General features: G+C 43.1%; 21 protein-coding genes and 3 pseudogenes. 20 read left to right on the top strand and 4 right to left on the bottom strand.

Annotated features, from left to right (window positions below; genetic code table 11):
- Positions 1-12 precede the first annotated feature (12 nt).
- From RH46_RS13895 to RH46_RS13850, 13 genes and pseudogenes are all read left to right on the top strand, one after another.
- The gene (locus RH46_RS13895; RefSeq protein WP_006880127.1) at positions 13-291 is read left to right on the top strand and encodes an HlyU family transcriptional regulator; all 279 of its coding nucleotides are present in this window, start codon (positions 13-15) and stop codon (positions 289-291) included.
- A gap of 301 nt (positions 292-592) precedes the next feature.
- Complete coding sequence (gene pntA / locus RH46_RS13890; protein WP_006880126.1) at positions 593-2,143, top strand: Re/Si-specific NAD(P)(+) transhydrogenase subunit alpha; 1,551 nt, start codon at positions 593-595, stop codon at positions 2,141-2,143.
- Between the two features lie 13 nt (positions 2,144-2,156).
- Entirely contained in the window at positions 2,157-3,533 is a 1,377-nt protein-coding gene (gene pntB, locus RH46_RS13885; protein WP_006880125.1) for a Re/Si-specific NAD(P)(+) transhydrogenase subunit beta, read from the top strand.
- Positions 3,534-3,683: 150 nt separating this feature from the next.
- Positions 3,684-5,138, top strand: coding sequence for a sensor histidine kinase VxrA (gene vxrA / locus RH46_RS13880; protein WP_040895906.1), 1,455 nt, complete (start codon positions 3,684-3,686; stop codon positions 5,136-5,138).
- Entirely contained in the window at positions 5,113-5,772 is a 660-nt protein-coding gene (vxrB, locus tag RH46_RS13875) for a response regulator transcription factor VxrB (RefSeq protein WP_006880123.1), read from the top strand. The genes vxrA and vxrB overlap by 26 nt, the downstream gene beginning before the upstream one ends.
- Positions 5,772-6,653, top strand: a complete 882-nt coding sequence (locus RH46_RS13870; RefSeq protein WP_006880122.1) for a DUF2861 family protein — start codon at positions 5,772-5,774, stop codon at positions 6,651-6,653. Before vxrB ends, RH46_RS13870 begins: the two co-directional genes overlap by 1 nt.
- A gap of 60 nt (positions 6,654-6,713) precedes the next feature.
- A complete protein-coding gene (locus RH46_RS13865) occupies positions 6,714-7,892 on the top strand; it encodes a conjugal transfer protein TraF (RefSeq protein ID WP_006880121.1) in 1,179 nt (392 codons plus the stop codon).
- Positions 7,893-7,972: 80 nt separating this feature from the next.
- Positions 7,973-8,119, top strand: coding sequence for a YoaH family protein (locus RH46_RS21840; RefSeq protein ID WP_006880120.1), 147 nt, complete (start codon positions 7,973-7,975; stop codon positions 8,117-8,119).
- Between the two features lie 536 nt (positions 8,120-8,655).
- Positions 8,656-9,066, top strand: coding sequence for a hypothetical protein (locus RH46_RS13860; protein WP_006880119.1), 411 nt, complete (start codon positions 8,656-8,658; stop codon positions 9,064-9,066).
- A gap of 352 nt (positions 9,067-9,418) precedes the next feature.
- Positions 9,419-9,535 (top strand): annotated as a pseudogene (locus RH46_RS22665) (toxin-antitoxin system subunit antitoxin); the annotation flags it as partial.
- Between the two features lie 37 nt (positions 9,536-9,572).
- Positions 9,573-9,656: pseudogene (locus tag RH46_RS22185) on the top strand (transcriptional regulator); the annotation flags it as partial.
- Entirely contained in the window at positions 9,642-9,998 is a 357-nt protein-coding gene (locus RH46_RS21645) for a hypothetical protein (RefSeq protein WP_241210058.1), read from the top strand. The pseudogene RH46_RS22185 and the gene RH46_RS21645, both read left to right, overlap by 15 nt.
- A gap of 64 nt (positions 9,999-10,062) precedes the next feature.
- Positions 10,063-10,401 carry a hypothetical protein gene (locus tag RH46_RS13850; RefSeq protein ID WP_138922165.1) on the top strand — a complete coding sequence of 113 codons (339 nt, stop codon included), beginning with the start codon at positions 10,063-10,065 and terminating at the stop codon, positions 10,399-10,401.
- 68 nt (positions 10,402-10,469) lie between these two features.
- Here the strand turns inward: RH46_RS13850 and RH46_RS13845 are convergent, their stop codons facing one another.
- Entirely contained in the window at positions 10,470-11,099 is a 630-nt protein-coding gene (locus RH46_RS13845) for a LysE family translocator (RefSeq protein WP_006880115.1), read from the bottom strand.
- Positions 11,100-11,342: 243 nt separating this feature from the next.
- Between RH46_RS13845 and RH46_RS22490 the strand changes: the two are divergent.
- The 7 genes and pseudogenes from RH46_RS22490 to RH46_RS13815 form a co-directional block, all read left to right on the top strand.
- A pseudogene (locus RH46_RS22490) lies at positions 11,343-11,723 on the top strand (hypothetical protein); the annotation flags it as partial.
- Positions 11,720-11,878 carry a hypothetical protein gene (locus RH46_RS22265; protein WP_160162430.1) on the top strand — a complete coding sequence of 53 codons (159 nt, stop codon included), beginning with the start codon at positions 11,720-11,722 and terminating at the stop codon, positions 11,876-11,878. The pseudogene RH46_RS22490 and the gene RH46_RS22265, both read left to right, overlap by 4 nt.
- Positions 11,879-12,205: 327 nt before the next feature.
- Positions 12,206-13,009, top strand: coding sequence for a hypothetical protein (locus tag RH46_RS13835; protein WP_006880110.1), 804 nt, complete (start codon positions 12,206-12,208; stop codon positions 13,007-13,009).
- Positions 13,010-13,145: 136 nt separating this feature from the next.
- Positions 13,146-13,787: a hypothetical protein gene (locus RH46_RS13830; RefSeq protein ID WP_006880109.1), complete on the top strand. Its 642-nt coding sequence runs from the start codon at positions 13,146-13,148 to the stop codon at positions 13,785-13,787.
- Positions 13,788-13,902: 115 nt separating this feature from the next.
- A complete protein-coding gene (locus tag RH46_RS13825) occupies positions 13,903-14,541 on the top strand; it encodes a hypothetical protein (protein WP_006880108.1) in 639 nt (212 codons plus the stop codon).
- A 91-nt stretch (positions 14,542-14,632) separates the two neighbouring features.
- Positions 14,633-15,256: a hypothetical protein gene (locus RH46_RS13820; RefSeq protein ID WP_006880107.1), complete on the top strand. Its 624-nt coding sequence runs from the start codon at positions 14,633-14,635 to the stop codon at positions 15,254-15,256.
- Positions 15,257-15,353: 97 nt separating this feature from the next.
- On the top strand, positions 15,354-16,199 hold the full coding sequence (locus RH46_RS13815) for a putative phage abortive infection protein (protein ID WP_006880105.1): 846 nt from the start codon (positions 15,354-15,356) through the stop codon (positions 16,197-16,199).
- A gap of 51 nt (positions 16,200-16,250) precedes the next feature.
- On the opposite strand, the gene RH46_RS13810 is transcribed toward RH46_RS13815, so the two are convergent.
- The 3 genes from RH46_RS13810 to RH46_RS13800 form a co-directional block, all read right to left on the bottom strand.
- Positions 16,251-16,544 (bottom strand): type II toxin-antitoxin system RelE family toxin, encoded by a 294-nt coding sequence (locus RH46_RS13810; protein WP_006880104.1) that lies wholly within the window; start codon positions 16,542-16,544, stop codon positions 16,251-16,253.
- A complete protein-coding gene (locus tag RH46_RS13805) occupies positions 16,534-16,782 on the bottom strand; it encodes a type II toxin-antitoxin system Phd/YefM family antitoxin (RefSeq protein ID WP_006880103.1) in 249 nt (82 codons plus the stop codon). Before RH46_RS13805 ends, RH46_RS13810 begins: the two co-directional genes overlap by 11 nt.
- A 94-nt stretch (positions 16,783-16,876) precedes the next feature.
- Entirely contained in the window at positions 16,877-17,299 is a 423-nt protein-coding gene (locus tag RH46_RS13800) for a phage protein (protein WP_006880102.1), read from the bottom strand.
- Positions 17,300-18,106 lie beyond the last annotated feature (807 nt).

Raw genomic sequence — 18,106 nt, 5'->3', positions numbered from 1 at the left:
AAGGAGTAATGTGTGGGACTTTTTTCTCGCTTGTTTGGGGGCCAGAAAGCACAACAAGAAGTTGTCGTAGAGCCAATTGAATATAAAGGTTATTTAATTTACCAAGAGGCACAGTCAGAAGGCGGTCAGTATCGTATCGCAGGTCGTATTACCAAGCAGTTCGGTGAAGAATTAAAAACACACCGCTTCATTCGCTCTGACGTATTACCAAGTGAGAGTGACGCTAACGAATTTATGCTGAAAAAAGCGCAAATGTTCATTGATCAAATGGGCGACAACATTTTCCAGTAAGATCCTGTCTCAAATTGACAAACATCATAATCTTAAGAGCCATTAGTCGTTATGCTGATGGCTCTTTTTCATATTTAGATGTTATATAATCGATTGTTTTCATAGTGATTTTTCTGATCTGGTTAGACCTCTCCGCACCGCGTTATCGGTATATTACGGAATGATTTAAACAGTTGGGTTTATCATTACCAAAAGTTATATGTAATGATATTTTGTGTTTTTGTTACAAAATGCTTGAAGTATCTAAATTCGTTGGATAAAAACAGAACAATCATTGTTGCTGATAGTCAAGGAATAGCTAATGCAAATTGGTGTGCCAAAAGAAATACTCGCCGGAGAAACGCGAGTGGCTGCATCGCCTAAATCGGTCGAGCAGTTATTAAAATTAGGCTTCGAAGTTAACGTAGAGGCTGGGGCTGGTGAACTAGCGAGTTTTGATGATGCGGCTTTTGAAGCTGCGGGCGCAAAAATTGTTACCACCGAGCAAGTTTGGGAGTCAGACCTTATCTTAAAGGTTAACGCTCCTTTGTCTGATGAAGAGCATGATGAGATTGCTCTGCTTAAAGACGGCGCAAGCCTGATCAGTTTTATCTGGCCAGCGCAAAACCCAGAGTTAATGGAAAAGCTTTCAAGCAAAAACATTAACGTAATGGCGATGGATGCGGTGCCACGTATCTCAAGAGCACAGGCTCTTGATGCACTCTCTTCAATGGCAAACATCGCTGGTTACCGTGCAGTGGTTGAAGCTGCGCATGAATTTGGCCGTTTCTTTACAGGTCAAATCACGGCAGCAGGTAAAGTTCCACCAGCTAAAGTACTTGTTGCGGGGGCAGGTGTAGCAGGTCTTGCTGCTATCGGTGCTGCTGGTAGTCTTGGTGCGATTGTACGTGCGTTCGATGTTCGTCCAGAAGTGAAAGAGCAAGTTCAGTCAATGGGTGCTGAGTTCTTAGAAGTAGACTTCAAAGAAAACTCAGGCTCAGGTGACGGCTACGCGAAAGAGATGTCAGACGAATTCAATAAGAAAGCGGCTGAACTTTACGCTGAGCAAGCAAAAGATGTAGATATCATCATCACCACTGCACTTATCCCAGGTCGTCCTGCACCCAAGTTGATCACCAAAGAGATGGTCGACAGCATGAAGGCGGGTAGTGTGATTGTCGATCTGGCAGCAGCTAACGGCGGTAACTGTGAATACACAGTTGCAGATAAAGTTATCACCACTGATAACGGCGTTAAGATCGTTGGTTATACAGACATGGTTGGTCGTCTGCCTACTCAGTCTTCGCAACTTTACGCCACTAACATCGTTAACCTGCTTAAACTGTTGAGCAAAGAGAAAGATGGCAACATCAATATCGATTTTGAAGATGTTGTTCTGCGCGGTGTAACTGTAGTTAAAGAGGGCGAAGTCACTTGGCCTGCGCCACCGATTCAAGTTTCTGCTCAACCAGAGCAAAAACCAGCGCAACCTCAAGCGAAGCGGGAGCCAAAAGTTGAAGAGCCAACTTCTCCTGTTAAGAAGATCGTTGGTCTGGTTGCAGCAGTAGGCGCGTTCGGCTGGATTGCTTCAGTCGCTCCAGCCGCTTTCCTGTCTCACTTTACGGTATTTGTACTGGCGTGTGTGGTGGGTTACTACGTTGTGTGGAACGTTACTCATGCACTTCACACACCACTCATGTCGGTAACTAACGCTATTTCAGGCATTATCGTAGTTGGTGCTTTACTGCAAATCGGACAAGGAAACGGCGTTGTGTCCTTCCTGTCATTTATTGCGGTCTTGATCGCCAGTATCAACATTTTCGGTGGTTTCACCGTAACCAAGCGCATGCTTGAAATGTTCCGTAAAGATTAAGGAGTAACAGGGAATGTCTGCAGGATTAGTACAAGCAGCTTATATTGTTGCTGCATTATTCTTTATTTTGAGCTTAGCAGGATTGTCTAAGCAAGAGTCAGCAAGGTCGGGTAACTACTACGGCATTGCTGGTATGACGATCGCACTGATCGCAACGATCTTTGGTCCGGAGTCGCAAGGCTTTGTGTGGATCATTATCGCGATGGTAATCGGTGGTGGTATCGGTATTCACTTCGCTAAGAAAGTTGAAATGACCGAAATGCCTGAACTGGTAGCTATCCTACACAGCTTTGTAGGTATGGCTGCGGTACTTGTTGGTTTCAACAGCTACATTGATGCGCCTGAAGCGGCAACTCACGCTGAACACGTTATTCACTTAGTAGAGGTGTTCCTGGGTGTGTTCATCGGTGCTGTGACCTTCACAGGTTCAGTCGTTGCATTTGGTAAGCTACGTGGCATCATTTCATCTTCGCCACTTAACTTGCCTCATAAACACAAAATGAATCTGGCAGCTATCGTAGTTTCTACACTGCTAATGATTCACTTTGTTAATGCTGACGGCAGCATGTTCGCACTTATCGTGATGACTCTGATCGCATTTGCATTTGGTTACCATCTGGTTGCGTCAATCGGTGGTGCTGACATGCCGGTCGTTGTTTCAATGCTGAACTCATACTCAGGTTGGGCAGCTGCGGCAGCTGGTTTCATGCTAGCTAACGATCTACTGATCGTAACCGGTGCACTGGTTGGTTCTTCAGGTGCGATCCTGTCTTACATCATGTGTAAAGCGATGAACCGTTCATTTGTGAGCGTAATTGCGGGTGGCTTTGGTCAGGAAGTGGTTATCTCTTCAGACGAAGAGCACGGTGAGCACCGTGAAGCATCGGCAGAAGAAGTTGCTGAGATGCTGAAAAACTCTAAGTCAGTGATTATCACTCCTGGATACGGCATGGCAGTAGCTCAGGCTCAGTACCCAGTGCATGAAATTACGGAGAAGCTACGTGCTCAGGGCGTTGAAGTACGCTTCGGTATCCACCCGGTTGCGGGTCGTCTGCCTGGCCACATGAACGTACTGCTAGCAGAAGCAAAAGTACCATACGATATCGTACTTGAGATGGATGAAATCAACGATGATTTCCCAGAGACAGATACCGTACTGGTTATTGGTGCGAACGACACAGTAAACCCGGCAGCACTTGAAGATCCAAACAGCCCAATCGCTGGGATGCCAGTTCTTGAAGTGTGGAACGCGCAGAACGTTATTGTATTCAAGCGTTCTATGAACACCGGTTACGCTGGGGTTCAGAACCCACTTTTCTTCAAAGAGAACACCCAGATGTTGTTTGGTGACGCGAAAGAGAGTGTAGACGCAATCTCGAAAGCTCTATAAACTTTATCACTACTAATCAAAAGCCAGCCTTATGCTGGCTTTTGTTGTTTTATGGGTAACATTCCTGACATTGATATTACATTTGGATTTTATATTTTTGTCATAATGTTTTACTCTAAATCTAACCTACTGATTTAATGAATTTTTGCATTGATTAAGACGATACTAAAAGCAGCGATAGTGGGCTTAGCCCTTCAGTCGGCAAGTGTTTATGCCGAATCACTGCCAGAGCGCATAGACAGGTTTGTCGATCTTTTTGATCAGGCGCAGGCGACCGTATCTTATGATATTCGTAGCTTACAATCAGACTACCCGACGCGTTTATTAACTCCCGAATCTATGTTGCCTCAGACTTCGGCTTACCCATTGCGAGATGTTCAACGCCTCTATAGCCTTGCCCAGAATTGTACGGGCAAACTTCCTCTCAGCCCATTAATTACTGAACCGCTGGTTTTCACCAGGGCTATGTGTAAAGGCAATAAGCTGAGTGAGAAGTGGTTTGCGCGTAGTGCGCTTATCCACCCAGGCGGTGGTACTTACGCGAGCCGTTACGTAGGGGTACATCCTGACAAATTGGAAGATTTGCAGCAGTACATGCATATTCAGGAAAGAGAGCTTGCGTCAGACACCACCTTACTCGGGCGTCTGCAGCGAATGAATGAAGACGCCGTTCTTGCTCTAATATCGGGTTCGAGTATGTTTGTAGAACGAAACGAACTTTGGTTAAGACAGAGCGATAACTATCTGGTCTTTCCGGAAAGCGTATGGCGCAAAAATATCGAAACTGCAGGTTTAACCTTTAATCTGAGGAACGAAACGGGCAGTTGTTTTGTCCAACGTGGTAACTTATGTTGGGAAGTGGAAGACCACTCAGATATTTTACGCATCAGTATGGTGGTGCTGGTTATAGCCAACATACTGTTAGTGTTAGGTTGGTCCGTTTACCGCTGGAACACCAAGCGACAAGAGATGAAGAGCAGAATGTTGATTCTGCAGATCTTAACTCACGAACTACGTACACCGATCGCGAGTTTGTCTCTTACTGTTGAAGGTTTCCGCCGTGAATTTGAGAAACTACCTGAAACCGTATACGACGAATTTCGTCGTTTATGTGAAGATTCAAGGCGTTTACGCCAGTTAGCAGAGGCAAGTAAAGATTATTTGCAATCTGATAACAAACCTCTTGCCACAGACTGGGTACCATCTGTAGAAGAGTGGTTAGAATTTAAAATCGAAGAAGAGTTTAACAGTGACGTTAAGTTTGTCATAAACCAAGACGTCGCGGCCAAACTCAATGTATATTGGTTAGGAACCTGTATAGATAACTTAATACGCAATGCTGTTAAGTATGGTGTTGCGCCTGTTGTTGTAGATGTAACAACAGCAAAACAGAAAATAACGGTTAAAGTGATGGACCAGGGCAAGTTGTCAGCGAAAGATTGGCGACAACTTAGAAAACCGTTTGTTAGTAAAAGTGGCCTTGGATTAGGCTTAACCATCGTTGAATCTATGGTAGGAAGAATGGGCGGCAAAATGTCGCTAATTGGTCCACCAACAACGTTTATTTTGGAGATACCTTGTGAAACAGACACTGCTTCTCGTTGAAGATGATAAAAACTTAGCTGATGGCCTGCTAGTCAGCCTTGAACAAGCGGGATACGAATGTTTCCACTCAGAAACCATTGCTGATGTTGCCCAGTACTGGGACAAAGCGGATCTGGTTATCCTCGATCGCCAGCTACCGGATGGTGATTCGGTTGAACACCTTGTTGAATGGAAGAAACTGAAAGACGTACCGGTTATTTTGCTAACTGCACTCGTCACAGTTAAAGATAAAGTAATGGGTTTAGACGCAGGCGCTAACGACTATTTAACCAAACCTTTTGCCGAAGCTGAGCTTTTTGCACGTATTCGCGCGCAACTACGCGCACCTGAAGGCGATGCGTTTGATGATAGCAAAGTAACAACTGAACACCTGGTTATCGACAAAGCAACTCGTGAAGTCTTTTACAAAGAAGAGTCAATCACGCTAACACGTACCGAGTTCGATCTGCTGCTGTTCTTGGCAAGTAACTTAGGCCGTGTATTTACTCGTGATGAACTGCTTGACCACGTGTGGGGATACAACCATTTCCCAACGACGCGTACTGTTGATACCCATGTACTTCAGTTACGTCAGAAGCTACCAGGCCTAGAGATTGAAACGCTGCGTGGCGTTGGATACAAAATGAAGGCCTAATGGTTAAACCAAGCTTGTTACTAGGTGCGCTACTTATCAGCGCACCGCTTTCAGCCGCACAAGTGCCATGGTTTGAAAGCAACTCACCACTAACTCAGGCGCACAAGCATCTGCTTAACGATGATCTGCCTGCTATGTTTACTTCACTCGTTGAGTCGTGGCAGTTAGAGAAAAATCGTTCTATTACGCCGCACCTCAATGAGCTTTTACTTCAGTCTCTTGAAACCGATTGTGGTAAGACACTCGACAACAAGTCTCTGCCTCAATGGCTTAGCAATGTCATCGTCCGACGCACTGAGATTCAGAGCCCGGGAAGGGATGCCTATCGAGCGATTGTCGAAGTTGAATCAAGCAAAGATATCAAAGACATCACTTTGACTCGTTGGGTATCAAAAACCATTTCAACGGACAACACTTTTAGTGTCAGTACGCCACAAGACAATGAACAAGGCATCAAGATTTATAGTAAACGCTATAACCTGAATAGCCGCGTTAAAATGGGGCTGTACCGTATCGATGTAACTGCGGCAGATCAGACCTCATGGAGTTCTTGGTTAGTCTTGGGAGAGCCCAAGGCACAAATCTCGGTACGTTGGAACGCAAAAGCACAGTGGAAAGTTGAGCGTAACGCTCTGCTGAATCCACATTGCCCGCTACCTAAACTCGATACTTCAGTGTATGACTATGTCGATGGCAACTACGTAAAAGTGTGGGGCCAGACCTACGATTCAGATTATCCAACCGCGCTAGGCAATATCGGTATTGAACCTGGACGTTATGTTTTAGCTGTCGCAATCAATCATCAACGCTGGCAAGGGCCAATAATTGTTGAACAAGCACAAATAATTAGCAAAACCTATGATGTTTCAGTAGAGGAATAACTAAAGTTAATAGACAATATGTCGCTATAAACACATGGAATAGAAAAAGTTTATACCGATATGAAAAAACAACTAACACTTTTGTCGTTGTCTATTGCGCTAGCATCAGCTTCGGCTTCAGCTGCCAACTACGCGATTGAAGCCCGAGGAGATGCCATGGGTGGCGTTGGCGTTGTCTCTGCAAATTTCCTTACCGCTCCTTTTTACAACCCAGCACTCACAGCAATCTATCGTCGTAACGACGATGTCGGCATGATCACCCCAAGCTTCGGTTTATCGTACAGCGATGAACATATGATGGTGGATGATTTGGAAAAGGCTTCAGATTTGATCACAGCCGCTTCAAATGACATTAACAGCATCGATATAAACGAACTCGACGCTACGTTGCAGGCGTTAGATGGAGATATCGCAAAACTGGAGCTTGGCGGTGTAGTCGCATTTGCCATTCCTAACCGCTATATTGCAGCCAATGTTTTCGGCAAAGCTTATACGGAATCTTACGCTACTCCACAGATCGCTACCGATAGTACTAACGGTGACAATAGCTTACGAATTCTCGAGAACGCTCAAAACAGTACCGTTAATGCGGTATCAGTAGGCGTAACAGAAGTAGGTATTTCTCTCGCAAAATATCAAACATTTTTGGGACAACATATTTCGTTTGGTATCACGCCCAAACTTCAACGCATTTACACTTATGTTTATGAAGCAAGCTTTACAAACTACGATATTAAAGACGTAAGAGACAATGGTACTGGCGAAACTATGTTTAACATGGACGCCGGTTTCTTATGGTTCTATGGTCCAATACGTGCTGGTTTTTCCGCAACCAACTTAGTATCGAGAGATATTGAAACTCTTACTATCCCATCTTCAGTAAGTGGTAAGCCTGATATCAATTACTCATACCAAATGCGCCCACTTTATACTGTCGGCGTTGGTTTAGTCGCTGACTACGCAACTATCAGCGTAGACTACGACCTGAACGAAGAAGAGCGTTACACCAACTTCAACGACAACACACAGATGCTTCGTGTTGGTGGTGAAATCGATATTATGCGTCAGCTTAAACTGCGTGCTGGTTGGAATCGTAACCTGGCTTATGACAACCTCGATGACACGATTACAGCCGGTATTGGTTTGTCGCCACTTAATCTATTCCAGTTAGATATCGGTGCGAGCTATACCAATGAGAACTCGATGGGTGGCTACATTAACTTCCTAACTAGCTACTAACAAATTGCATGGGGTAGGTGACTAGCCTTTAGCAAGATTTCGTAATATAGTCGGCTCCTAAATTATTAGGAGCCTTTTTTATGTTTGACGATTTGCCACCACTGACACACGAACAACAACAAAAAGCAGTAGAAGAAATTCAGAAGCTGATGGCAGAGGGTATGAGTACCGCACAAGCGATCAAAGTCGTCGCTGAACAAATCCGTGAGAAAGCCGCTAAGCAATAATCACAGTGAACATAGAATCAGAACGAAAGAGAGCAGGGAACTGCTCTTTTTTTATACCTCAAGAAATTAACGCACTATAACTAGATTGCTTCTTCCACTAATACATTTCTCTAAAACCCCAAAATCACAATAGTAAAAGTGACACCCTTAAACTCAATTCTGTAAGTTGATTGAAAGTTTCTAGTAACTCAGTTCACCCCAACCATAATGTCGACATTTCAATAACTTAGAGTAGTGTTTTTGACTGTTGAGATCTGGGCTGAAAACCAGTTTGTAATAAACTTTCAGAAATGTAAGCGCTGTATGCAAGTGCTTACTGTCAGCCAGTGCATTATTCTGAGGGGTTGCGGTGTAACAGTTACTCCAATGAACTCAGCAAGCGGTAAGAACTTTAATCACGGAATCTCCTTCAAGACGCGAAAGATACGATTGGCCCTGAAAAAGTGCTGAAAACACATCACAGTAAGCGCATCACTTGATTACAATTTGTCACGTCTCTGTTAGTCTTGAGGCATAGTGAATTACAGGAAAGCAACATGAATCCATGGTTTAAACGCTGCCTTTCAGCTTCGTTATTTCTCTTTGCTGCGTTACCAGCAACAGCAAATCAACAGGACGTTATTGCTCAATCTATCCCATTGCCAACGTTGGCCGTATCTACGAGTAAACAGCTCTCTATGAGCCTTGAAGGGGTTGAGTGTGGTAGTAGCGAGTATTTCGTAGATAAAGAGAGTGTAAGTATCCTGGCAAACGGCACGCCACTTGAGTTTTCTCGTACTTGTCATGGTGAAACCCTACAGTTTAAGCCTATCAACCGTAGTGAGAATGACCTGTTCGTAGAGATTCTGCTCACTAACCGCAACTTAAACCTTAGATACATGGCTAGCGCACGCTCATATGCGTACAATGATTGGCAGCTAGATCCAGTGAAACAAGCCCTTAAGTAGTGACAATGTAACGTAGCAGTGTCCTTACTGCTACGCTATATCACCTTTGCAGGCCGTTCTTTCTAACCTTCTGAATCTATTTGCTAATTTTATCTACTTAACATGTGACGCTGTCACTAATTAACGTCAGGTCGTCTGATTACGCTACACTGTAACGCCCATTTATGACCTCTAGACCAACCTAAATATGACCACGCTTAGGTTTTATCTTGCCTACTTAGATAAAAGTGGGTGTAAAACGATAAATTCGAGGTATTTTCGCTAACTGGACACTTAACCTCTCTCTAGCGTAGCGATGAACGACAAAAATCAATCAAACCAAACTCACGACCAACTCAAACGACAAGAGGACGAAAAAAGACTTTTAATACTTGAAGGGATTGCTCGCGGTGAGCGAGCAATCAAAGAAGGGAATGTTTTAAGTCACCAGGACGCGAAAGCTAAGTTAGCCAAATGGTTGAGTTTATAACGTACTTGTTAAGAGTTTCCATTTGAGGGACATTGCAATGAACGAACGTGATTTATTCGCTGAGTTGAGTTCGGCACTTGTAGAAGCTAAAGCGCACTCAGAAACCATGAGTATAAAAACGCCCCCACCAAAACTTGACGTATCATTAAAAGACGCAGGAGAAGCAACTGGTGAGGGTAAGCAGACTTCAGCGGGTAACATTAATAAAGTTGATTTAGCCAACTATCTAGCTAGTGTGATGGTCACCAGTCCCATCCTTGAAATATTTCGAACAAAAGGGGGCGGTGTTGTTCAAAAAGCTCAGGATATCTACGAGTATCATTGGGATGAATTTGGTAATGCGATGGCGTCGCTCAATCCCGTCTTAAGAAAACAAGTCTACAACCTAGCAAAACAGGAAGAGTTATTTACCTATGGCGAAGAACAGAAATTTTGGAAGTGCGTCAGTGAAGCTGCTTTGTAGTTTATCGTTCGTTTTTTTGGCGGGTTGTGCCTCTCCGAGTTTAACCGAGCCCTACAGAGCCTTGTTGGCAAAGAAAGAGCATTGTTTCGAGTTAGCCAAATCAGGCAGTGACGTCTTCCCACAGTCAGAATGGCTATCTAATTTGCCGAAGAATGAGCAAAGAGTCGCGCTCAGTTACTTGGCGCAGTACGCCTATAACCAATGTATTGACGAGCAGGTCAGAGCATTGAAACAGTCTGTTTCTCAGCAGTCGCAAGATATCCAGACGTTTTTCAACGACTACGTTGGCTTACATGAGTTCAATGGTGAAATACCACACGGAATCGAACCTAAAGAATTACTTCTAATACAAGAACAGATACAGGTCCCTTTTGTGGCCAATGACGTTTATGAGTCCCTCTAACGGAAAAGCCGAACTCCAGTTCGGCTTTTTATTGCAGAAAAACGGTCTCATGCGACCTGTAGAATCCATCACAACCTTGAGCTTGCTAGACTCACGCTAAAACTAACAAACAGACCACCGCTGATATAGTTGAGCCATTTGGCTATCTTGGGTGTAGTGAGCATAGCTTTAAGCTTTGTGGCCATTAGTATTACCACGAAGAACCAGCTCGCTACGACCAAAGCCTGGATAAGACCCAGCATCATGCTTTGCTCCAGGATATGTTGCTGCGAAATGAATTGAGGAAAGATAGACAAATAGAACAACACAATCTTTGGATTGAGTAGATTTGTCAGCAGTCCTTTGGTAAAGCTACTAAGTAATGATGAGCCTGTCGTATTTTGAGTAGGGTCGAACGCAATTTGAGACTGCGCCAAACCTTTTCTGACATTACTCACACCAAGCCAAAGTAGATAACCCACACCTAACCACTTGAATATGGCGAAAGCCAGAGCTGACTGAGAGAGTAGAAGACTTAGTCCTTGAGCAGAGATGAAAGCATGGATCAAAAAGCCCACGCTTATACCGACTATGTTCGCAAAGGCTGTTCGCTTCCCGGTAGCGAGTGAGGTGTACAAAATCAGAAGTGCGTTAGGCCCCGGTATGATGGCCAACAGAAAAACGATGCCTGCAAAGGCAATAAGAGTATCGATAGTCATTTTTTAACTCCAATAAAATATCGTGACGCATTGCGATGCGCCTTAAAGAAACTGAATATCCAGATATTTTATGAAAGTGGTGGGCAGCGGTTACTGCGGCATCTTATGACTATGCACATAGATATTTCCTTTAAGTCTTCTGGCACCAAGCCAGATAGTCTGTTCAGACTAACCGATGTGATAACCAGACTTCAATTACTATCTAGAGTCGACCGTGGCACAACGATAGAAAACGTTTATTGAGGCGGACTCGAAACCTATAGGCAGTATAACCGCAACAAAGCGGAGGCTTTAAAGCGCAAAGACGAGCTCGATCAGGAGAAACACCAGGCGAGGGTACGCAGACTCCAACAAGGGGAAGAGCAGGCCAGTAGCCTGGATGAAGTCAGCATCCGAGAGCGGGGCTACAAAGACGAATTTATCCTGTTAGTCGTCTTCATTCCCTTGATCCTTTCCTTTATTCCTGAATACGCCCCATACGTCGAACAAGGCTTCCAGGCGCTGCAGAACATCCCCGAACCGTACTGGTATGTCGTCGGCGCCGTGGTCATCGATACCCTCGGCATGCGAGCCATGGTTCGCTACCTATTAGAGTTCTTCGCATTCAAATTTAAGGGCAAATGATGGGACTATTCGAAGCATTGCTCATTTCCTTAATCACCGGCCTGGTCTCGAGCGCAGGCACCATCGCCGCACTCAAAACCGACATCAACTGGATTAAGAAAGTGCAGCAAGACCAGGAACAACGCATCCGGCAACTGGAGGACAAACATGGCTAAACGATGCTGTAAGTGCAAAGGCCGCAAGGCCAACGGCCAGCTCAAGAAAGGCTACACGCTAAGAGGTGGAAGAGTCGTCAAAGCAACCACTCGAAAACGACGCAAAACCCGCCTCAGACGCTAAACAAAACCGCTCAACAGGGCGGTTTTTTAGTGTTTGACGTGCTACGCGTCGCATTATGCACTCGAATTCATGACCTAAATCATAACTTGCAAATAATTCAGTGAGTTAAAGTTCTATCGGAAAGGCGTTCGGTTTAGACTAGGCGCATGTTAGGCGGCATTGTGCATGCTAATAAGCGTTAATGCTACAAATAAGGTAGTTTTGTGGAAGTAAGAAAAGATTTAATTGAAGTAGAAGCGTTGATGCATAGGTTGCTATCAATTGGAGAGGCATTTTCCAAGAATATTGATTATTGGAGCCACCTGAAGAATAAAGAGGACTTTAGGTTCATTTGTCGAATTCCATTTAACGAGCGTCATTTAGTAGAGGCGGTCTATGCTGATGGTCGAGATATGGCTCAGTTTATGGCTTGGACTATCGGAGATACGAATGGAAGCTATGCGGACTTTCCTACATTGACGTCAATCATTGATAAATTTGAGGGTACTTGGGTTTATGGTGCATACGACGCAAATGTTCCTGATGTAGCAAAAAGTGTTTGTGACAAGTATGGAGAGAACCTTTGGTCAGTAAATCAGATGATCGAACTGTTTCGCAATCAGGAGCGCTCATTATCAGCGGTAAAGGTTACTCTTCAAATGCTCAAAGAAAGTGATTTATATAAAAAAGAAAATGGGATCGAAATTGTGAAAGAAGTAAGTCCAACAATAAACCTGTCAGGTGTAAGTGGTTCTGCGATTAACATTCATTCAAGCGGTGCAACTGCACAAGCTACTACCCACTCTCAATATAACGAACCTGCAATCTTTGCTGAAATGCTTGAGAGTGTCAAAGGTAGTGGTCTTGATGAAACAACTGCCCAGATGTTGACGGAAAATGTAAATATGCTGGCAACTAGCCATGAAACAGGTACTTTTTCTGACGCATACAAAGATTTCATGCAAAACGTATCTGCGCATATTACAGTCTTTACACCGTTTATCGCTGGGCTAACTGCGCTACTGTAGTGTTAACAATCTGTTTAAGAGTGATTCGCAACGCATGGCATTTTCACCATGTGTTGGTTTTAGTGATTAAGGTGGTATGCGGCGGTTTTGGTATTGCGTTGCTCACCTTAACAGGGCGTATAAAGCTTAAGAAACTATGAAGATTGATAATGAAGAAAAAGAGCGTAGAGCTCGAATTGTCGTTGATGATTGCGGAGGCATTCAGTTTCCTCAAGAAGCGTTTTACATTCACTCTATTGCCTACTCGTCTGGACGTTGTATCGAAGTGTTCGAACGTTACGCAAACCTTAAGAACGAAGATATACCACCTAGCTACTTGGTAGCTTTAGTACAGGAAGCTGTGGGTCATGCCGCCGCGCTATCTAGATACTTCTGGCCAACTCCAAATAAAAAGAAAATAATCGCAAATCAAATCGAATTGCGTGGTGCGAGAGCAAGTAAATTGAGGTCTGCATTCGAACAAACAGAGCAATCGCCGCTCTATAATCGAGATCTAAGAAATGCTTGGGAGCATTTTGATGAACGGCTAGATGATTATCTTTTGAGTCACATGGCAGGTACGTTTTACCCAACGGCAATCATTGGTAGCCACGAAGAAGCTGATGCACCGACAAACCACATCTTTAAGCTTCTAGATATAGAGAATGAGTGCCTCGTCCTCATGAATGAAAAATATTTCTATTTACCAATTTATCACGAGGTTAAAAAGGTGTTTAATTTGGCAATGCAATTCGATAGCGAAGGTGCAAGATTACCTATAACAAACAATTCAAACTGATTCGCAACGCTCGCCGCTCTCGGTCTCAATTGGTTTTGCGATTACAGTAAAATGTGTGAGTAAGATAGCAGCGTCACTTACAACTTAGTGGGCGTTATGCGTCCAGAGGTAACTTATGAATAAAGGTCAATCAACAATATTGTTGGATGAACGTTGGAAATTAGAAGACTTCACAATTCTTACTAAGGAGTATCAGCAACTTTATGGCTTTTTCCACGCATTGCGAGCAATTGATGAAGAAAAGTTTTCCAACCTAGAATTTGAGCGGATGCCTTGGCTTGGTGGCGGAAGCGTCGTTGGCTTTTTCAGCATCGTTGGAAAGTTTGTTAGACATGAGGATCAACCTGTGGTGAAACGTATTCAATATGCTTCACCAGGCTATATCGAACTTACACTTTTGACAGAGGTAGCCAAAGATATTGGCATCATCGTTAGTGCTCTTGCTGGTGCAATTACAAGTGCAGCAAGTACATATCATGTCATTTATTCTCAATATCAAAAACGAAAATTAACTCAGCTAAAGATCAAAGATTTGGAAGCAAAGCAATTGAGAGACGAAATCGCTTTTGTTAAAGAGTCGGTTATAGACCTACATGGAACATTCAAGTTATCTCCAAAACAAGTTAAAGCTCTACATCAACTGTCCAAAGGCGATGAGCTAGTTCAACTTAAAATGTTGCTTGCGCTGTATCGAAGAGCTAAGCCTGTTGCGGAGCTGCAGGTACAAAACAAGGCAAACTTTAAAGACGCATAACAACTGTTTAAGAGTTATTCGCAACGCGTGACATTTTTACGTGTTAATCACACTTTTTATATGACGTTAGAGCTCTTACGTGGAATTTGATATGAATAAATTATTAGATTTGTGCGGATTCGGATTATTAATAGTTTCCGTTTTTCTTTTTGGTCTAAGCGGTCAAAGTGTAGAAATGGGAATAGCTGTAGCTGCAAGTGCCATATTTTTAGCATTTGCGAATCTAGATAAATTTACAAGGTTTAAGGGGGCCGGCTTTGAGGCCGAGTTAAAATCTGTTGTTCAGGAAGCGAACGCATCGATTGAACAACTAAGATCAGTTGCAACCCCATTAGCAGTTTCAAGCTTGCAAGCGATGACCAAAGGAAATCGTTGGTCTGACGGAAGTCGTATTACACGAGAAGAAAATGATGCATTTTCAATGAATCATGACCTGTTTGATGATTTGTGCCAATTGATAAAATCCAATAAATTATCAAACGAAAAACTTGAGTTACTAAAGAAGCAGTATGTAAATATACATGCTTGGGATATGGTTGAGGATATTGTTTTGAGCTGTAAGGGTAGGCTAAAAGATATCGTTGGAGTTTCTTCATTTGAACGCGCACCAAACCTAGAAGCTCTTGAAGAATACTTAAAGACACAAGATCTATCAGCTGAATTGTCAGAAAAAATCACAACCTTTAGAGCGTACTATAAGAAATACGAGCTCTAATAACCAAAATTTAATGAGGGTGTATGGCGTTTACTAAAAGGGGATGTTTTTTCTCAATTCATATTATGATTCTAGTTCAAGCTGTTAGGGTGTTTTAATGAGTATAAAAACTTTAACCGTTTTATTGATTGGCGGTGTTATAGCCGCTGTTTTGCTATATGCTACAGCCTTGATTGCATTAACCTGGCCAATTAGCGAACTTTCAATCAACAGCTCAGGCGTTTTTGGAGATAGCTTTGGTATGTTGACATCATTGTTTTCAGGCCTAGCATTTGCTGGGCTCATAATTACAATCGTGATGCAACGAGACGAGTTAGCTTTACAAAGACAAGAGTTAAACTTAACGCGCGAAGAGCTTAGTGGTCAGAAAGAGGAAATGAAAGCCCAGAATGCAACGCTAAAAGTGCAGCGTTTTGAAAATACCTTTTTCAAGATGTTAGATGTCTTAGAGAACTGTAGGAACGACATTACCGTAAAGAATCCTAATGATCGCAATTATCATGGTCGTGATGCAATTAAGAAGTTGTATGAATTATTTACAGATAACTACCTTAGCGCGTGGACCACACCTCATGGAAGTAGAATGACTCAAAGGGTAAAGGCTTTTAAACAAAGCAGCAAAAGTTTAGAAGGTATAGAAACTGAGTACGATGCATTTTACTTGAAGTATGGAGATGAATTAGGGCAGTATTTCAGAACATTATATAATTTACTGAAGTTAATTGAACGAGCGGATTTCTTAGAAGATAAAACCGTTTATGCGAACTTACTGCGCGCCCAATTATCGAGATACGAATTACTGCTACTTTGGTATAATTGCCTTAGTATCTATGGTAACGAAAAAATGGAGCCATTGGTAAGAAAGTACAACATACTCAAACACTTGGAAGTCTCAATGTTGCCCAAAGAAAACCAAGATACATGGCATTATTACAACTTATAAAAATAAAACCATAGCTTTCAAACGTCGCTCAGCGGCGTTTTATATGCCTGTTCACAAATCTTCAAGACGTTTCATCGCTTGACGGTAAACATCACTGCGTTCGCGCTTTCCGACCGCTAGTACAGTAACAATGATGACATCGTCTTCCACTTTATACACTAAACGGTAGCCAGACTGACGCAGCTTTATCTTATACAGGCTCTCACCACCAGTCAGCCTGGAAGCGGGCACATGAGGGTTTTCTAGCCGCTCAGACAGTTTTTTCTTAAACTGTTGCTGTAAAGTCGCGCCAAGCTTCTTCCATTCTTTGAGCGCACTCTTTTTAAAATTGAGTTTATAGGTCATCGATATTTACCGAGATACTCTCTTCAGATTCGCGCTCTTTTGCTAGAGCAAGCAGCTCAAGATCTTCAAGTCTGTCCATCATCATCTCATACGCTTGTGCCGGTACACAGTAAAAGGCCGGTTCATTTCGGTTAAGCACAGCAACAGGCTCACCATGAGCACTGGTGGCCACTTTCATTGGGTTAGCCTTTAATTCGGTGATGCTGGCCGCTACATCGGCCAAAATACGAGTAGTCATAAAATCGGTCTCTAAATAGGTCTTTATATGGGTCATCTTAGCCTCAATGTAGCGGTTTAACAAGTGAACTTCTTAAGTTGTAAGCGTTCATTGCTTACTTAAACTTCTCCGGCACCCAGGGCTTAGGCTCAACACGTCGGCCGCCCCGAAACGGCGGCAAATTGGGCACCGGTGGCGTAGGGCACGGATCCTTTAATCGGCCATACAGCTTCACCAGTTGACGGTGTTCATCGCGCCACAAAGCAAAATTCTCTAGCTCTTTTGGACTGAACTCGCGTCGATCGGGCGTGAGCAACGTGGCGCGCTCTTCATGAACCCGAAAACCTTCCCAGCGAATATCGAGAGGCAAATAGCCACGAGCCTTAATATTGAGCAGTTTCTCAGCCATCGGGTTGACCACTGTGTGACCCGTGATCCAACGCTTTACTGTGATGGGTTGAACATGGAAAAACGCTGCAGCCTGGTACAGATCCATAAATTGTTGGTGAACTAGCTGACGAAAATTGGGGGTGAGCATGTGATCTTCCTTCTAATAATGAAATAATTATCTGTCCATTTTGATAGGTACTGACATTTGATAGTTTCAGAACAATTGTTATTGGCGATGAAAAACACGTCATCAACAACACAATTTTGCGTATTACCAAACTGAGTAAGACGGCATTCAGACCAAGAAACAAGCGGTTAATACTAATTTATGGTGTGATTCATCGTTTTTTTTGGAACGAATACAAAATGTTAGAAAGCCAGATTTGCCATTTTTCACCAAAAATCAAGTTGTTGATAACCTTAGCAAAACCCCACATCTCAGTGCGCATTATGTACGTTATGTTAAATAAGGTATCCAATTAACGAGGTCTGTGCGCCCTTTGCGGTACCTCTCCTGTTTCTTGGGCTATTTGCATTCAACATAATTGATTTACCATAAAATACCTAATAATCAGTTAGATAATCAAAGATTCACTGACTGATTATTAGCACTAAATCAGTCAGATTTTGTTTAGCGAGGTTCGCCTGCGTTTCCAACTAAGAATTGTCGCGTAAATTTCCTTAACTCTGCTTTGGACAGTCCAAGGGTTATTACCGCCATCGGTTCTCCCCATGTTACTACTGCAGCGTTGTGTTTGAGTTCATCAACACCATCGTAGAAATCTACATTTTGACTAGAGATACCCCCCAATAAAAACGAGCCGTCGCTTTTATTGCGGAAAATAATACTAAGAGATGATTTTGAATATCGAGATTTGTTAGAAAATACCTTAACTTTAAATTAAACCCCCATAGGACGAATATAAAGCTTCTTAATTTAGCTTTACATTTTAAA

The sequence above is a fragment of the Vibrio brasiliensis LMG 20546 genome (assembly GCF_000189255.1).
In the GTDB taxonomy this organism is placed as follows: Bacteria; Pseudomonadota; Gammaproteobacteria; order Enterobacterales; family Vibrionaceae; genus Vibrio; species Vibrio brasiliensis.
This window is presented reverse-complemented; position numbering and strand designations above follow the sequence as displayed.

What these genes read in the sequence shown, in the direction of transcription:
- RH46_RS22265 (WP_160162430.1), top strand. Translation starts at nt 11,720, where the DNA reads ATGATGGGACTATTCGAAGCATTGCTCATTTCCTTAATCACCGGCCTG.
- RH46_RS21645 (WP_241210058.1), top strand. Translation starts at nt 9,642, where the DNA reads ATGAGTATAAAAACGCCCCCACCAAAACTTGACGTATCATTAAAAGAC.
- RH46_RS13815 (WP_006880105.1), top strand. Translation starts at nt 15,354, where the DNA reads ATGAGTATAAAAACTTTAACCGTTTTATTGATTGGCGGTGTTATAGCC.
- RH46_RS21840 (WP_006880120.1), top strand. Translation starts at nt 7,973, where the DNA reads ATGTTTGACGATTTGCCACCACTGACACACGAACAACAACAAAAAGCA.
- RH46_RS13845 (WP_006880115.1), bottom strand. Translation starts at nt 11,099, where the DNA reads ATGACTATCGATACTCTTATTGCCTTTGCAGGCATCGTTTTTCTGTTG.
- RH46_RS13865 (WP_006880121.1), top strand. Translation starts at nt 6,714, where the DNA reads ATGAAAAAACAACTAACACTTTTGTCGTTGTCTATTGCGCTAGCATCA.
- RH46_RS13830 (WP_006880109.1), top strand. Translation starts at nt 13,146, where the DNA reads ATGAAGATTGATAATGAAGAAAAAGAGCGTAGAGCTCGAATTGTCGTT.
- RH46_RS13820 (WP_006880107.1), top strand. Translation starts at nt 14,633, where the DNA reads ATGAATAAATTATTAGATTTGTGCGGATTCGGATTATTAATAGTTTCC.
- RH46_RS13810 (WP_006880104.1), bottom strand. Translation starts at nt 16,544, where the DNA reads ATGACCTATAAACTCAATTTTAAAAAGAGTGCGCTCAAAGAATGGAAG.
- RH46_RS13870 (WP_006880122.1), top strand. Translation starts at nt 5,772, where the DNA reads ATGGTTAAACCAAGCTTGTTACTAGGTGCGCTACTTATCAGCGCACCG.
- RH46_RS13825 (WP_006880108.1), top strand. Translation starts at nt 13,903, where the DNA reads ATGAATAAAGGTCAATCAACAATATTGTTGGATGAACGTTGGAAATTA.
- RH46_RS13805 (WP_006880103.1), bottom strand. Translation starts at nt 16,782, where the DNA reads ATGACTACTCGTATTTTGGCCGATGTAGCGGCCAGCATCACCGAATTA.
- pntA (WP_006880126.1), top strand. Translation starts at nt 593, where the DNA reads ATGCAAATTGGTGTGCCAAAAGAAATACTCGCCGGAGAAACGCGAGTG.
- RH46_RS13800 (WP_006880102.1), bottom strand. Translation starts at nt 17,299, where the DNA reads ATGCTCACCCCCAATTTTCGTCAGCTAGTTCACCAACAATTTATGGAT.
- RH46_RS13860 (WP_006880119.1), top strand. Translation starts at nt 8,656, where the DNA reads ATGAATCCATGGTTTAAACGCTGCCTTTCAGCTTCGTTATTTCTCTTT.
- pntB (WP_006880125.1), top strand. Translation starts at nt 2,157, where the DNA reads ATGTCTGCAGGATTAGTACAAGCAGCTTATATTGTTGCTGCATTATTC.